Source organism: Pseudomonas saponiphila, assembly GCF_900105185.1.
Lineage (GTDB): Bacteria > Pseudomonadota > Gammaproteobacteria > Pseudomonadales > Pseudomonadaceae > Aquipseudomonas > Aquipseudomonas saponiphila.
The window spans coordinates 2778458-2792216 of sequence record NZ_FNTJ01000001.1 but is presented as its reverse complement, the minus strand read 5'-3'; the positions used below and the strand labels follow the sequence as shown (position 1 = coordinate 2792216).

Genomic DNA, 13759 nt, shown 5'->3' with positions numbered 1-13759 from the left:
CGCTATACCCAAGAGCAGGCGCCGGGACGCTCGCCAAAGGACCCGCCGCCTGCACAAAAGCGGCTCACGCAGATCAGGACATGAGCCGCCCACACAGGGAGAGGGCCTGCCACCGTGAAAGCTCATGCTTATCTGCTGCGTACCCTGGCCGTGCTGCTGGCGGTCATAGTCCCCACGCTCATCCTCCTCGGTCATCCCCGTCCCATCACCTACCCGCCGTTTGCCCCCCATATCGACTGGCCTCGACTGAGCGCCTGGGGCTGCTGTCTGCTGGGCCTGGCCGCGCTGTTCGTGCTGGCCGGCCTGCGCATTCGCGGGCGCGTCCTAGGGGTATTGATCGACGAGCGCAATCGCTACTCGCTGTCGCGTCTGCAGATGAGCCTGTGGACCCTGCTGGTGCTGGCCACCTTGTACACGGTGTACATCGCCAACATTGTCCGTGGCGATGCCACCACGGCGCTGACAGTAGATCTGGATTACAACCTGATCGCCTTGATGGGCTTCAGCCTGGCCAGTTTCGTCAGCGCGCCCATGGCCCTGAGTCGTAAAGCCGAGCAACCTACCGACAGCGTCGCGCTGACCAGCACCGGTCAACAGTTGCTCGACAGTCAGAAGCTGGCCGCCATGCCTTCGGCCAATGGCCAGGTGTTGATGAAAGGTGATCCGAAGGACGCGCGACTGGCCGATCTGATTCGTGGTGAAGACGTGACCAACGGCACCATCGTTGACCTGCCACGCCTGCAGATGCTGTTGATCACCCTGCTGGTGATCCTGGTGTATGGGGCAGCCGTCGGCCATAGCCTGGGGTCCGGCTATTGGGTTGTGCAGGACTTGCCGAAACTGCACAGCACCTTGCTGTTGCTGGCCCTGATCAGCCACAGCGGCTATGTGGTCGGCAAACTGATCCCCACTAGCCTCAACCCTGCCGCCAGTGGGCCCGCGCCAGCCATTGAGGCCCAACAAGCCGCGCCCCAAGCCAACGCGGGCGTGGCGCAGAATCAGCCCGCCCCCGGCGCGCTCAATCCGCCATAGTCGCAAAGCGCTGGCGCATGCTGGCACTGGCGGCGGGCCCGGCCTGCACGGTGCAGTCCTGCAACGGCACCAGATGCCCATCGGCCACATCCGCCATGACCGGCTGCACAGGTCGTCCGCTTGCACGCTCGATCAGTTGCACGCTCTCGCCTTCGGGAGCGAAGTGGCGATTGCCCCATGCCACGAATGCCAGCAACACCACGCGAAAGTCCTCGCCCTTGGCGGTGGGCACATATTCATGGCGCAAGGGCCGCTCGCTGTAGGCGCGGCGCTCCAGCAACCCGGCCTCCACCAGGGCGTTCAGGCGCCGGGTCAGCATGTTCGGGGCAATGTCCAGGCTGCGGGAGAACTCGTCGAAGCGCCTCAAGCCATGCAGCGCGTCGCGCATGATCAAGATGCTCCACCATTCGCCGACCCGCTCCAGGCTCCTGGCGATGGGACATTCGGCTTCGATCAGACTTTTTCGTTGCATGACGGGCTCCTGCAGTGCACCTCGGTTTTTTGTGGAACCGGATGTTACTTTCATGATGATAGTATCGTCCACATTTCGTTGTTCCCCCCAAACAAGCGAAGGAGCAGGACCCACATGAGTAAACGCATCGTAGTCACCGGCATGGGCGCAATCACTCCACTGGGCTGTGGCGTCGAACAGGTCTGGCAACGCCTGCTGGCGGGGCAGTCCGGCATCCGTCAACTGCCACAGGAGTTCATCCAGGGTCTGTCCACCACCATTGGCGGCCAGGTGCCCGACTCGCAGCAGGATCCGCAGGCCGGCTTCGATCCGGACCGTCTGCTGACGCCCAAGGAACAGCGCAAGATGGACCGTTTCATTCTCTTCGCCCTGGCCGCGGCGGAAGAGGCCCTGGCCCAGGCGCAGTGGAAACCCGATAACGCCGCCGCCCAGGAACGCACCGCCACCATCATTGCCTCGGGAGTCGGAGGCTTCCCGGCGATTGCCGATGCCGTGCGCACCAGCGACAGCAAAGGCCCACGGCGCCTGTCGCCCTTCACCATTCCGTCATTCCTGAGCAATATGGCCGCCGGCCACGTTTCGATCCGCCACAGCCTCAAGGGGCCACTGGGGGCGCCTGTCACTGCCTGTGCGGCCGGAGTCCAGGCCATCGGTGACGCGGCGCGAATGATCCGCGCCGGAGAAATCGATATCGCCGTCTGTGGCGGAGCGGAAGCGGCAATTCACCAGGTCAGCCTGGCTGGCTTCGCCGCTGCACGGGCCTTGTCCAGCGATTACAACGACACGCCGGAGCGCGCCTCGCGCCCCTTCGATCAGGCCAGGGACGGCTTCGTCATGGGCGAAGGCGCCGGTCTGCTGGTCATCGAGGAGCTGGAGCATGCCCTGGCCCGAGGCGCGCAGCCCATCGCCGAACTGGTGGGCTACGGCACCAGCGCCGATGCCTACCACATGACAGCCGGCCCTGAAGATGGCGACGGTGCGCGGCGTGCCATGCAGCAGGCACTCAACCAGGCCGGCGTCCAGCCGGCCCAGGTACAGCATCTGAATGCCCATGCCACTTCCACCCCCGTGGGCGACAAAGGCGAACTGGCAGCGATCAGGAGCGTGTTCGGCAGCGGCCGCGGCCCGGCCATCAGCGCGACCAAATCCGCCACTGGCCATTTGCTGGGCGCGGCCGGCGGGATCGAGGCGATCTTTACCATTCTCGCCTTGCGCGACCAGATCGCCCCGGCCACGCTCAACCTGGAAAACCCCGACCACGACGCTGCGGGCCTTGATCTGGTCAGCGGCCGGGCACGCCAGGTAGCCATGCAATACGCCCTGTCCAACGGCTTCGGTTTTGGCGGGGTCAATGCCAGCGTGCTGTTCAAGCGCTGGGAATAGTGCTGGCAGTCGACAGACTCAGTGTCGGGGTTTCAGCCAGCTTGGGCTGCAACCCCGGCGGTCCGGCCTGAGCCGGACCTGCGAGCGCCGAGCATCAAAGCGAGCAGCTGTACTGATATTCAAAAGGAAACATCAAGGTATCCACCACGCCGGAAAACGGTGCATCCAGCGCCAGCAATGGCCAGAGCACGCCGTTGTTTTCCTTCGCCAGGGCCCAGTCCATGCGCACACCGATATAGGGGCAGGTATCGGGCGTGGTTCGGACAATCAATGCGGTGCACCCATTCAGCCCCAGGGCCAGCGCCAGCAACAACAGACTTCGCAACACGTAACATCCTTATCACTGGCATCGGCAAGCGCCCCCGGGCGCTGCATGGCCGACGCGGCACTGCACACTCTCAAGCCTTGTAGTCGCAATGGATCTGCAGGCTTTGCGTAGGGTTGCGATGGATCTCGAAGCCACATTGGCTCAGGGTTTCCCTGACTTCATCAACCACCGCCGCGTAACGCGCCTGGCGCGAGCGCTGGTGATCACCCTTTGTCAGTCCCAGCATGCAGATCGAACCTGATTGTTACGCGGGCCCGAATGGTACACACAGGGGCATCCGAGTACAGGAAATTCACCGCCGAAAAACCCATATGCCAACGTGCCGGCCCAGTGACAGCCCGGCGGCGGTTTAGTTAACATAGCGATGGCTCATAGCCACTATTGTTGATCACAGTGACCGCAGGGGTTGTATGTACGATTTAACGAGTCTGGTCATTGTCGATAGCCCGTTTGGCTTGAATGTCCTGCAAGTCACCGCTGACCTGGTGGCCGGCGCACTGGACGAGCTGCTGCAAAATTGCACAGGTGGCGCGAACATCACCCAGAAGCTCGACTACTCCATTCTGAGCCTCTATCAGGACAAGCTCGAAGCAGCCATTCGCGACACGAGCCTGCCGCCACTACCCATGCCCAGTGCCGCCGATAGCCTTCGCTGATTCGTTGCGAACAGCAGGCCGCCGACCTGACCATCACCTGCGCGCCGACCAAGCCCGGCGCGCAGGTGAGGCAATCCCTCCATCAGCCGAATACCAGCACCAGGTACCAGATGACAAAGCCTGCCGACACCACACTGTGGAGAATCAACAGGTCGCGCATTCCGATGGTCCTGCCGCTGACCATCCAGTAGGCAAAGACCAGCGGATAGCACAACAGGCAGGTGATCCCCAGCGCCGCGATCGCCAAGGCTGTCCCGAGGCCCGGGAGGAACCCTCCGGAAATTGTCAGACTGGTCACAAAAGCGATGCAGCCCAGCGCCACGATAATGATCAAGAAGGCAACGATAACGCGCTGCACGTCGGTTCGGTCGTTCATTACTCTCTACTTTCAGCTTGTTGACCTGGGCTGGCCTTGACGTCGCAGGATCAGGTCGGCGAGCCATTCAAGGCCCGAAACGCTGTACTTGATGCAAGGAAAACCCCAGGGGGGACTCAGGATATTCCCGCGTAGGCGGCCCATTTGCTCATGTCTTGAAGGGATATGTTGCCGCCACAGACCACCAGACCGATGACTGCGTCCTCGGGCAGCTTCGGCGCGGTGGCCAGCATGGCCGGAACCAGCGCTCCGCAAGCCAGTTCGACCCATTGCCTGGCGTCCTGCGCAAAGCAAACCATGCCCTTGATGGCGTCATGGTCAGAAACCACAAGCATGTCTTCCAGATAGTGGCGAGCGTGGGCAAACATCAGCTCATCGATGATGGGAACACCCAGGGTCGAGACGATCGAACTGATCTCCACGTCCACTGGCTTGCCTGCCTGCAACGCCTGTTGCATGGAGCTTGCGCCGGCAGTCTCGACGCCCCAGACACGGATTCCGGGCTTGATCGCCTTCAACGCCGTGGCCACTCCCGCCAGCATCGCCCCACCACCCACCGCGACGAATACGTCGGTCAGGGACGGGCAGTCGGCAATGAACTCAAGGGCCAGGGTGCCATGCCCCTCGGCGATCAAGGTGTCGGCGCAATCGTCGATAACCACATAGCCCTGCTCCTCAAGCGCCTTGGCCCGGGCAAATGCACCATGAACGTCTTTTTCGATAATCACCGAACTGCCACTGGCGCGAATTCGCTCGACCGATGTTGAGGGCGCGCTCTCGGGCATGACCACCGTTACCTTGGCGCCGAAGTGCCTGGCCGCCTCGCCGATGGCAATCCCGAAATTGCCACCACTTACGGCAACGAAATGGTTGTCGTCGAGATTCTTGGCAAGCGCCGAAAACTTGTTGAGCACCCCGCGGGCCTTGAACGAGCCCCCGACCTGCATGTTTTCAAGCTTGAGAAAGACGGGCCGCCGAGCCTTGTCGCTGAGCACTGAACTGTTGACCGTCGGCGTGCGAGTTACCGATCCATCTATCCGTTGCGCCGCTGCAACGATGGATTTGAAATCAATTAGCTGACTCATCTGGGGCTGCTGTCCTTGGATTGAGATGCACGGGACTTCCAACGTCCGCGCCTGGCCGGCTTGGATGCAGACTGCCTGCCGGCATGCTGAAAACTACAGGACAACCTGAGCTGCGCGCCACACATTGAGCGGATTCAGCCGTTCAATGAAAGCCGCTGTCCGGCCCCCATCGGTGAAAGTGGGTATCACCAGCAATTGATGACCCACCTGTGAAGCATTTGCCGGAGACGCTGCGGCACTTGCCGAGCGGCCAGCGGAGCGGGCAGACCCGATTTGCGTCGGGCCTGCCTAGCCACTATCTCAAGGGCATTCGCAGGTCGATGGACCGAATACCGGACCGCTGCACGGATCCTTGGACGGGCCGAACACCGGGCACGAGGCCTGGGCAGTCAGGGAGAAACCACACAGCAGCAATACCGCCAACAGCACTTTCTTCATTTGCGACCTCCTGGTCAGTCATCCAATCGTCCATGTGCCCGGGCAAGGGCACGGACAGTCATCAAGGGCACTCGCAGACGGTCGGGCCGAGCACCGGGCCGGCACACGGATCCTCACCAGGCCCGAGCACCGCGCAGTCCGCCTGCGCTGTCAGCGAGAACATCCATAGCAGCAACGAAGCCGCCAGCATTTTTCTTTTCAACCTGACCTCCTTGGTCGAGACAATGATCACGATCCGCGCTTTCCCCTTGTCTCAGGGGGCGGATGCACGCCCATGGCACGGCGCGCAGCAAGCCCTGCCAGCACTCCCGCCAGCGGGCCCGCAACAGCAAAGACCACAGTCTGTAATTGCGCCAGTGCGGCACAGTGTCACAGCACTGGTCATCTGCCTCGAGCGGGACATGAGGCCCTCTTTGTCACCCTGTACACCGAAGGGCGCGACATCATCACCCTGGCCTGCGTGATCGACGACAAGGACAAGAACTGCTGAGCTGATCAAGGCCGACAGGACCGCCAGCCGACTCGGCGCACCCCATACTCGGCACAGGTGAACGGCCCAATCCCCTTAGCTGATATCATCCGGCAACTTATCCGCCGAGTAACAACGATGAATCGCCGCAAGAAAATAAACCAACTGCTGAAGGCCAACGCCAAGAAGGCCAGCGCCAAACTGGCACCGAAAAAGAAGTCGACCTACATCAGCAAGGCCGACCGATTGAAACTGGCGGAGCAAGCCACTCAAGACCCGGCCATCGTCCCCGACAGCTGATACTGCACGTCTGGCATACGCCCACTACACCTTTGCCTCGGCAAACTGGTTACGTCCCGATGCCTTGGCAATGTACAGCGCCTGATCTGCCGCCTCGATCAGTCCTTGCAGGTGGTTCAACTCCGCACCCGTGGCGGCGGCAATTCCGATGCTTACACTCACCCGCCCCAACGGGCTGGAAACGTGCGCAATGTTCTCCTGTTCCAAGCGACTGAGAATATGTTGCGCCACTATCCTCGCTCCGTCGCTGTCGGTGTCCGGCATGATGACGCCCATCTCCTCTCCACCATAACGTGCCACCAGATCCGACGGCCGTCGCACACACTCCTCCAGGATTCTGCCAACCGCCTGCAGGCAGGCGTCTCCGGCTACATGCCCGAGCGAATCGTTAAACAGTTTGAAGTAGTCGATATCGATCATCATCAATACCAGCGAGGCATTGGCACGTTGTGCCCGACGCGCTTCGGTGGCGAGGCTCTCGTCGAAGCAGCGCCGGTTGGCCAGCCCCGTCAAGGGGTCCTTCATGGCCAGCAACTCCAGTTGGCGATTGGATGAGAGCAACTGCTGCTGGGCGCCTCGCAACTGACCTTCAACCTCGGTTCGCCGGCGAATATCCAGGATCAAGAAGCAACCGATCAGAGCGGTAAGCCCCAGCAGCCCCGCCACCACGACCGTCGACAACAGCGCCTCCATACGCCACGCAGCCAGGGCCTCTCGCTTGCCGAGAGCAACAGTCGTGATCACAGGCAGCTGGTCACTCTTGCGAAAGGCATAAAGGCGCTCGACACCGTCCAGGCTGGAGGTAAACGATGCGGTACCGGCGGTTCGATCGACAAGGTACTTGGCATAGATCGGCGACTTGGAAAAGTTGCGCCCCATATCCTGCTCACGGAAGGGATAGCGAACCAGCAACGTACCATCGGTATTGGACAAGCCGATGGCCCCCTCCTGCCCTACATCGATCTTGCCAAACAACCGCAAGAAGTTTTCGATCCCCAGGGTAACCGCCACGACTCCGGCAAACTCGCCGCGAGAATCATTGAAACGCCGACTGAGGGTAATCACCCACTCCTGATTGGAGCGGCTCTGGATTGGCGGCCCGATAAAGGTTTCACGGGATGGATCGTCGCGATGATGAATGAAATAGGCCCGATCACTGCTGTTCGCCCCGGCAGGAATCGGCCGATTGGAAGACATCAACCAACGGCCCTGATTATCGTAAATGGTGACGCCACTGAGCTGTGGCATCAGCGGTTCCTGCCGGTGGATCAGCTTACTCAGGCGCTGAATCTGAGGAGGACCGCTACCCTCGGTTTCCAGGCGCTCGACCAGCCCGAGCAACAGCGCCGAGCTTTGACGAACTATCCCTTCGGTGTAGGTAGCAAGCGCCTGGGTCAGGTTCAGACCGTGAACATTGACATCCCTTAATACCTGCTCGCGAGATGCCAATACTTTCCAGACAGTCAATGACGCCAGTGAGCAACCAACGACCAACAGCAAAAGCACAACCAAGCGTGTATCACGCTTCACGTTCCCACCTTATGGATAGTACGGTTCAAGTTCTAGTGTAGCGGTTGTAATAGATTGGTAGAAATTTAAACCCGTTGCGGGAGGTCAAAAGTCCATTGCAGATCAACTAGTAGTAAATGCATAGTCATTAATCAGCACCAAAAGAAGTCACCGTGCCCACTGCAACGTCAAGAATGACGCAACTGCGAAACACACCTCTGTACCTGCGACGCTGATACACAGCCTGTTTTTTCGGGCGACAAGTGTCGCATGCGTGCCACTGGCCGCACCATCGCGCCCCTCATCACCTGACTGTTTTTGGCCCCCGTCAATATCGCTTATGACGCCAACAATGACTGCAGACGAAACCTTATTGTTAATACTGCACGTTAGTTCCAAATCAAACCCATGACTCACTGCAGAAAAAACACTTAGCTAGTTAATGATCGTGCTCAAAAAAAACCGGCGCTCCATTAAAGTTAATAGATATCCCGGCGGATACATGGAAACCCAAGCCAGCTTGGGCCAGCCAACTAAGAGTTCGTCGAGGGTCCTATGGACGCATTACGTAACATCAAGCTTTCCACACGATTAATCTCTGCATTTGTGGTGTGCGCCATCATCACACTGGGAGTGGGGCTCTTGGGACGCTCGGGTATCGCATTGCTAAAAACAACAATAAACGAAATCGTTAGCAACAACCTGGTGTCCGTTAACAATACGGGCAATGCTCGGGCCGGTGTTTTTGCCTACTCCAGGGATCTGCATGCAGCCCTGCTTTTTAAGTACACCAAGGCGGATTCAGGGAAGTTTGAAGCGGCAGTACAGTCCATGTCCGAAAACCAGAAGGAAGTTGAGCGGCTTTTCAAGGAATATCGCCAGACGCCTCTCGCCGATGACGAGCGGGTGGCGGGCGATCAGTTCGAAAAGGACTGGCCGGCCTACGTTCAGGGGGCGAACAAAGTCATCGCCCTGGCGAGATCTGGCGACCTTGATGGTGCCATGCAGACTTTCCAGCAGCAGGTTGCCCCGGCGTCCAAGCGCATCATCGATCAACTGCAAATCATAGTTGCCTCCAACTATCGCCAAAGCGGTGAAGCCGCCGACGCAGCCGAGGCCGCCACTACCAGTGCTTACTGGACATTGGGCATCGGGGTGCTGATCGCGTTCATCGCGGCCGTCTCGTTGGGCATGATCATCACCCGCTCGATCACCCGGCCACTTTCCATCGCTGTCCACAGCGCAGAGGAAGTAGCGGAAGGCAACCTTTCCAAGAGCATTCAGGTCAGCGGCCGGGATGAGGTCAGTGCACTGCTCAATGCGCTGGATAAAATGCAGCAAAACCTGCGGGCCACGGTCAAGGAGATTGGCAGTGCTGCTGACCAACTGGCCTCTGCATCCGAAGAGCTGAACGCCGTCACGGAAGAAAGCTCGCGGAGTATGACGCGACAGAATGACGAGATTCAGCAAGCGGCAACGGCGGTAAACGAAATGACCGCGGCAGTGGAAGAAGTTGCCCGCAATGCCACAGGCGCCTCAGAAGCCTCCGAGCAGACCAGCCGCAGCGCCGTGCAAGGGCGCGATCAAGTGCGCAGGGCCGTTGACTCCGTTGGCGCAATGGCAGACGAAATTGCCAATTCGACCGGCAAGGTTGAGGTGCTCGCAACCCGCGTCAACGAGATCACGAAAGTGCTTGAAGTGATCAGGGCCATCGCCGAGCAGACCAATCTCCTGGCCCTCAATGCGGCCATCGAAGCCGCCCGGGCGGGTGAACAGGGTCGCGGCTTCGCAGTGGTGGCCGATGAAGTCCGCGCACTGGCCCACAGGACCCAGGCGTCGACGGCGGACATCGAATCGATGATGCAACAGGTGCGCTCGGGAGCTGAAGAAGCCGTCCTCGCGATGAACAAAAGCAAAGAGCTGGCCGCCGATACACGGGCGCAGTCGGTTGAGGCCGGCCAGGCCTTGGACAGCATCACCGAGGGCGTTTCCGTCATCAACGAAAAGAACCTGGTCATCGCAAGTGCAGCTGAAGAACAAGCTCAGGTCGCACGCGAGGTCGACCGTAACCTGATCAACATTCAGGATCTTTCCGCACAAACCGCGACAGGCGCACATCAAACCAGCGCTTCAAGCGCCGAACTGTCGCGACTCGCGACCTCATTTGGCGTGCTGATCAGCCGATTCACCGTTTGATGGGCAAAGCATTGAGCGCCTAGACCGGGCATCAGCCTGACAGGTCAACACTCTCCTCAAGCTCAAGCGCCTCCCCTTACGGAGAGGCGCCGACAGCCCGCAGCACTTTGTTGAAGGTTTGCCGCCTCAAGCGTCTTTGATTGCCGAACTGATTGCTCAATACAGCGTGAATGGAGTCGGCTTCATCGACGCTTGAGCGCGTGGCTGGCTCGGGTTCGACAATACGATGTTTTCCTCGAATTCTCGGGGATCTTCGCTATTACTCGCGGTATATCTTAGAATGCGCGGTTGCCGAAGAACCGTCGTGACTTTAGCCATGAAGGGCTTCCATCCTTTACTAAGAAGTGTGGTTTAGATGAACAAGCCTTTCATTACCCTGTGCCCTGAAATCACTCGGGCGCACGCGCTGACGTTGATGGATTGGTTGGAAGATGAGCGCGTTACCTGCTATCTGAGCGATTCGCGTGATGTCTCCCGCTCCATCGAGCAAGTCATCGATCGGACTCAATTGCCGATCCTGACCCATCTTTTCAATCGAGGCGGCCGGTTCTTCATGGCCTATGACCGGCATGACGCCCCGGTGGGCTTTGTCCGCCTGATCAAGACCGACTCCAACTGCGAGATAGTCCTGGTCATCGGAGACAGCGACAAATGGGGCCGAAACCTTGGCGCCCGCACCATCCGCGAAGGCATGAAACTGGCCTTCCTCGACATGCGTGCCGAGAAGCTCATCGCCAAGATCCACCCGGACAACGCGCGCTCGCTGAAAGCCTTTCAACGCAGCGGCTTTCTGCTTGAAAGCGAGACGCCGACATTGAAATCATTTTCCATGACCGCGGGGCGCTATCTCCAGTTCTTGCGCGCAGGCACCGTTGTCGACTCCACCGAGATCTACATCACTGAAATCGACAAGGCCAGGCTCGAGAGCCTGATCGTGTTCGAGCAAGGCCCGGCGATTGTAGAACTTGAACATGAGCTTGAACGAGCCATTGTCGTCAAGCCGCAGCAGGTGGCGGGCAATGTCATCACGATGAACTCCAGGGCGTTGCTGCAACTGGATGACGAAGAGCTCGAAGTGGCCCTGGTCTACCCTGAAGACGCGGACTGCGACGCAGGGAAGCACTCCGTGTATTCCGACTTAGGCGCCGCCATCCTTGGCTATCAGGAGGGGAACGCCATCGACTGGCGAATCTCTGATCGGACCCGCCGGATTGAGATCCGGAAAGTGCTTTACCAGCCGGAGGCTGCGGGCGACTTCCACTTGTAATTGAGCCTTTTGCCCGATGTTCGTACATCGGGCACCAGGATTCCCCAAAGGACGGCGCCTCGCTTTCCGCGCCTGAGCGCTGGTTCTACGGTCAAGGGTAGTCTTGCAGAACCCGGTACATCGCGAGGCACCTGCTCCCCCTGCTCCCCTCAGCCATTCTCGGTTGACCGCCTGGCTTGTGCCTGGCTGATCCGTCGCTTCATTGACCACGATGCTCAGATCCTCTGGCTGGACAGGCCACAGGACTGCCCAGCCAATGCGCTGGTTTTTTATTTCGTTGAGGCGACTTTCAGTCATGTGGGCAACCGGGTTACTTTCGAGACCTTGCAAGCCAGCTTCGAGCTTCAAGAGCCCGGCCTAAACCGTATCGCGGCCTTGGTGCATTACCTAGATGTTGGAGGCACTCAGCCGGCGGAGGCCGCCGGTGTCGAGCGAGTGCTTGCCGGCCTGCGCGAAACGATTACCGACGACGACCATTTGCTGGCTGCAGCGAGCGCCATTTTCGACGGTCTGCTCGCCGGCTTTGTGAAAGAGGAACAACCCAATGAGTAAGGTATCGGCCCCCATGGTTGAAGAAGAGCTGTCGAAGCCGGAAGCGATCAGCCTGCGTGAGGCGTTCTGGTTCTGGTTGAAGCTCGGCTTCATCAGCTTCGGCGGGCCTGCGGGCCAGATCTCGATCATGCACCAGGAATTGGTGGAGCAACGGCGCTGGATATCCGAGCGCAGATTTCTGCATGCCCTCAATTACTGCATGTTGTTGCCTGGGCCCGAGGCGCAGCAGTTGGCGACTTACATTGGCTGGCTGATGCATCGAACGTGGGGAGGTGTTATCGCCGGCGTGCTGTTTGTGCTGCCCTCACTGTTCATCCTGATCACGCTGTCGTGGATGTACATCGCGTTCGGCGAAGTACCTGTGGTGGCCGGGCTCTTCTACGGCATCAAGCCTGCCGTGACAGCCATCGTAGTGCAGGCGGCACATAGGATCGGTTCTCGGGCGCTGAAGAACAATTGGCTGTGGGCGATAGCAGCGGCTTCATTTGCCGCGATCTTTGCATTCAATGTTCCGTTCCCATTGATCGTTCTTGGGGCCGCCTTGATCGGCTATGTCGGTGGACGCCTGGCACCCACGAAATTCAGAACCGGGGGCCATGGCGCCGCCAAGAAATCCTTCGGCCCGGCCTTGATCGACGACGACACTCCGTCCCCGGAACATGCCCGCTTTAGCTGGTTGAAATTGGCATCGCTCGCAGTGATCGGCGCCCTGTTATGGGCTTTGCCGATGGGGGCCTTGACCGCGCTCTTTGGTTGGGAAGGAACCTTGACCCAAATGGGATGGTTCTTTACCAAGGCCGCCTTGCTGACCTTTGGTGGGGCCTACGCCGTGCTGCCGTATGTCTACCAAGGCGCAGTCGGACACTATGGATGGCTGACCCCAACCCAGATGATCGACGGGCTGGCGCTGGGGGAAACCACGCCAGGGCCACTGATCATGGTGGTGGCCTTCGTCGGCTTCATCGGGGCCTATGTCTCGCAGGTATTCGGGGCTGATCAGGTCTTTCTGGCCGGAGCCGTCGCCGCCGCGCTAGTCACATGGTTCACCTTCCTGCCATCATTTTTATTCATCCTCGCGGGCGGCCCTCTGGTGGAGTCGACCCACAACGAACTCAAGTTCACGGCACCGCTTACCGCCATCACCGCTGCCGTGGTTGGAGTGATCCTCAATCTGGCGTGTTTCTTCGGCTATCACGTGATTTGGCCGAAAGGCTTCAGCGGCCACCTCGACTGGCCCTCTGCACTGATCGCCATTGCAGCGGCGATTGCCTTGTTCCGCTTCAAGCGGGGCGTCATCCAAGTGCTGATGGCCTGCGCGCTAGTCGGTTTGGCAGTGCATCTGTTGCGCTAGATCGCACGAGCGGACTGACAGTCTTTGCCGGGCATTGGGCGCGCCGTATCAGCAAGGGCATGAACGGCCAGATCTGGACGGCGTATCACTACGATGGCAGGTGCCAGGCGTAGGACCGCTTTGTCAGTCACTTGATCCTCAAGGAACTTCGCGAGACTACCCCTGGAAAGTTTCATGCTGAGCTTGGTTTTCCCATACCAGCCCACGTAGACACCACCATCGGCATCGCCGTCCTTGAGGTTGGGGATGCCTTCCTGTGTCCAGTCCAAGCCCGAATTGGCGATCAATTTGCCTGTCGGCTTGATGCCCTCACAGCCATTGCGCGCGATCACCCTGAACAACAGG

Annotated in this window: 16 protein-coding genes and 2 pseudogenes; 9 read left to right on the top strand and 9 right to left on the bottom strand. The window is 59.6% G+C overall.

The genetic code is table 11. The features are described 5' to 3' along the window. Positions 1 to 114: 114 nt before the first annotated feature. Positions 115 to 1032 (top strand): hypothetical protein, encoded by a 918-nt coding sequence (locus BLV47_RS13050; RefSeq protein ID WP_092314139.1) that lies wholly within the window; start codon positions 115 to 117, stop codon positions 1030 to 1032. Here the strand turns inward: BLV47_RS13050 and BLV47_RS13045 are convergent. Continuing rightward, entirely contained in the window at positions 1019 to 1504 is a 486-nt protein-coding gene (locus tag BLV47_RS13045) for a winged helix-turn-helix transcriptional regulator (RefSeq protein ID WP_092314137.1), read from the bottom strand. The genes BLV47_RS13050 and BLV47_RS13045 overlap by 14 nt on opposite strands. A 114-nt stretch (positions 1505 to 1618) precedes the next feature. Between BLV47_RS13045 and fabF the strand changes: the two genes are divergently transcribed. Further along, the gene (gene fabF / locus BLV47_RS13040) at positions 1619 to 2887 is read left to right on the top strand and encodes a beta-ketoacyl-ACP synthase II (RefSeq protein ID WP_092314135.1); all 1269 of its coding nucleotides are present in this window, start codon (positions 1619 to 1621) and stop codon (positions 2885 to 2887) included. A 94-nt stretch (positions 2888 to 2981) separates the two neighbouring features. Here fabF and BLV47_RS13035 read toward each other — a convergent pair whose 3' ends face one another. Then, positions 2982 to 3215 carry a YceK/YidQ family lipoprotein gene (locus BLV47_RS13035; RefSeq protein ID WP_092314133.1) on the bottom strand — a complete coding sequence of 78 codons (234 nt, stop codon included), beginning with the start codon at positions 3213 to 3215 and terminating at the stop codon, positions 2982 to 2984. A 70-nt stretch (positions 3216 to 3285) separates the two neighbouring features. Beyond that, positions 3286 to 3441, bottom strand: a complete 156-nt coding sequence (locus BLV47_RS36200) for a hypothetical protein (protein WP_167365615.1) — start codon at positions 3439 to 3441, stop codon at positions 3286 to 3288. Between the two features lie 184 nt (positions 3442 to 3625). On the opposite strand from BLV47_RS36200, the gene BLV47_RS13030 reads away from it, so the two are divergent. Continuing rightward, on the top strand, positions 3626 to 3871 hold the full coding sequence (locus BLV47_RS13030) for a hypothetical protein (protein ID WP_092314131.1): 246 nt from the start codon (positions 3626 to 3628) through the stop codon (positions 3869 to 3871). A gap of 82 nt (positions 3872 to 3953) precedes the next feature. Here the strand turns inward: BLV47_RS13030 and BLV47_RS13025 are convergent, their stop codons facing one another. The 4 genes from BLV47_RS13025 to BLV47_RS13010 form a co-directional block, all read right to left on the bottom strand. Beyond that, the gene (locus BLV47_RS13025) at positions 3954 to 4247 is read right to left on the bottom strand and encodes a hypothetical protein (RefSeq protein WP_092314129.1); all 294 of its coding nucleotides are present in this window, start codon (positions 4245 to 4247) and stop codon (positions 3954 to 3956) included. A gap of 116 nt (positions 4248 to 4363) precedes the next feature. Next, entirely contained in the window at positions 4364 to 5374 is a 1011-nt protein-coding gene (locus tag BLV47_RS13020; RefSeq protein ID WP_244168873.1) for a threonine ammonia-lyase, read from the bottom strand. Between the two features lie 258 nt (positions 5375 to 5632). After that, complete coding sequence (locus BLV47_RS36195) at positions 5633 to 5770, bottom strand: PA0050 family protein (RefSeq protein ID WP_092314125.1); 138 nt, start codon at positions 5768 to 5770, stop codon at positions 5633 to 5635. Between the two features lie 61 nt (positions 5771 to 5831). Then, positions 5832 to 5972, bottom strand: coding sequence for a PA0050 family protein (locus BLV47_RS13010; RefSeq protein WP_003083582.1), 141 nt, complete (start codon positions 5970 to 5972; stop codon positions 5832 to 5834). 405 nt (positions 5973 to 6377) lie between these two features. Between BLV47_RS13010 and BLV47_RS13005 the strand changes: the two genes are divergently transcribed. Continuing rightward, positions 6378 to 6539, top strand: coding sequence for a DUF2986 domain-containing protein (locus BLV47_RS13005; RefSeq protein ID WP_092314123.1), 162 nt, complete (start codon positions 6378 to 6380; stop codon positions 6537 to 6539). A 24-nt stretch (positions 6540 to 6563) separates the two neighbouring features. On the opposite strand, the gene BLV47_RS13000 is transcribed toward BLV47_RS13005, so the two are convergent. Next, positions 6564 to 8069 (bottom strand): diguanylate cyclase, encoded by a 1506-nt coding sequence (locus BLV47_RS13000; protein ID WP_092314121.1) that lies wholly within the window; start codon positions 8067 to 8069, stop codon positions 6564 to 6566. Between the two features lie 534 nt (positions 8070 to 8603). Between BLV47_RS13000 and BLV47_RS37000 the strand changes: the two are divergent. The 5 genes and pseudogenes from BLV47_RS37000 to chrA form a co-directional block, all read left to right on the top strand. Further along, positions 8604 to 9389 (top strand): annotated as a pseudogene (locus BLV47_RS37000) (MCP four helix bundle domain-containing protein); the annotation flags it as partial. Continuing rightward, positions 9381 to 10244 (top strand): methyl-accepting chemotaxis protein, encoded by an 864-nt coding sequence (locus BLV47_RS36995; RefSeq protein ID WP_425272169.1) that lies wholly within the window; start codon positions 9381 to 9383, stop codon positions 10242 to 10244. The pseudogene BLV47_RS37000 and the gene BLV47_RS36995, both read left to right, overlap by 9 nt. Positions 10245 to 10599: 355 nt before the next feature. Continuing rightward, entirely contained in the window at positions 10600 to 11511 is a 912-nt protein-coding gene (locus BLV47_RS12990) for a bifunctional GNAT family N-acetyltransferase/nucleoside diphosphate kinase regulator (RefSeq protein WP_092314117.1), read from the top strand. Positions 11512 to 11673: 162 nt separating this feature from the next. Then, positions 11674 to 12063: pseudogene (locus BLV47_RS12985) on the top strand (chromate resistance protein ChrB domain-containing protein); the annotation flags it as partial. Beyond that, positions 12056 to 13414: a chromate efflux transporter gene (gene chrA / locus BLV47_RS12980; protein WP_092314115.1), complete on the top strand. Its 1359-nt coding sequence runs from the start codon at positions 12056 to 12058 to the stop codon at positions 13412 to 13414. The pseudogene BLV47_RS12985 and the gene chrA, both read left to right, overlap by 8 nt. Here chrA and BLV47_RS12975 read toward each other — a convergent pair. Then, positions 13411 to 13755, bottom strand: a complete 345-nt coding sequence (locus BLV47_RS12975; protein ID WP_208605264.1) for an NAD(P)-dependent oxidoreductase — start codon at positions 13753 to 13755, stop codon at positions 13411 to 13413. The two genes, chrA and BLV47_RS12975, sit on opposite strands and share 4 nt — an antisense overlap. Positions 13756 to 13759: the final 4 nt, after the last annotated feature.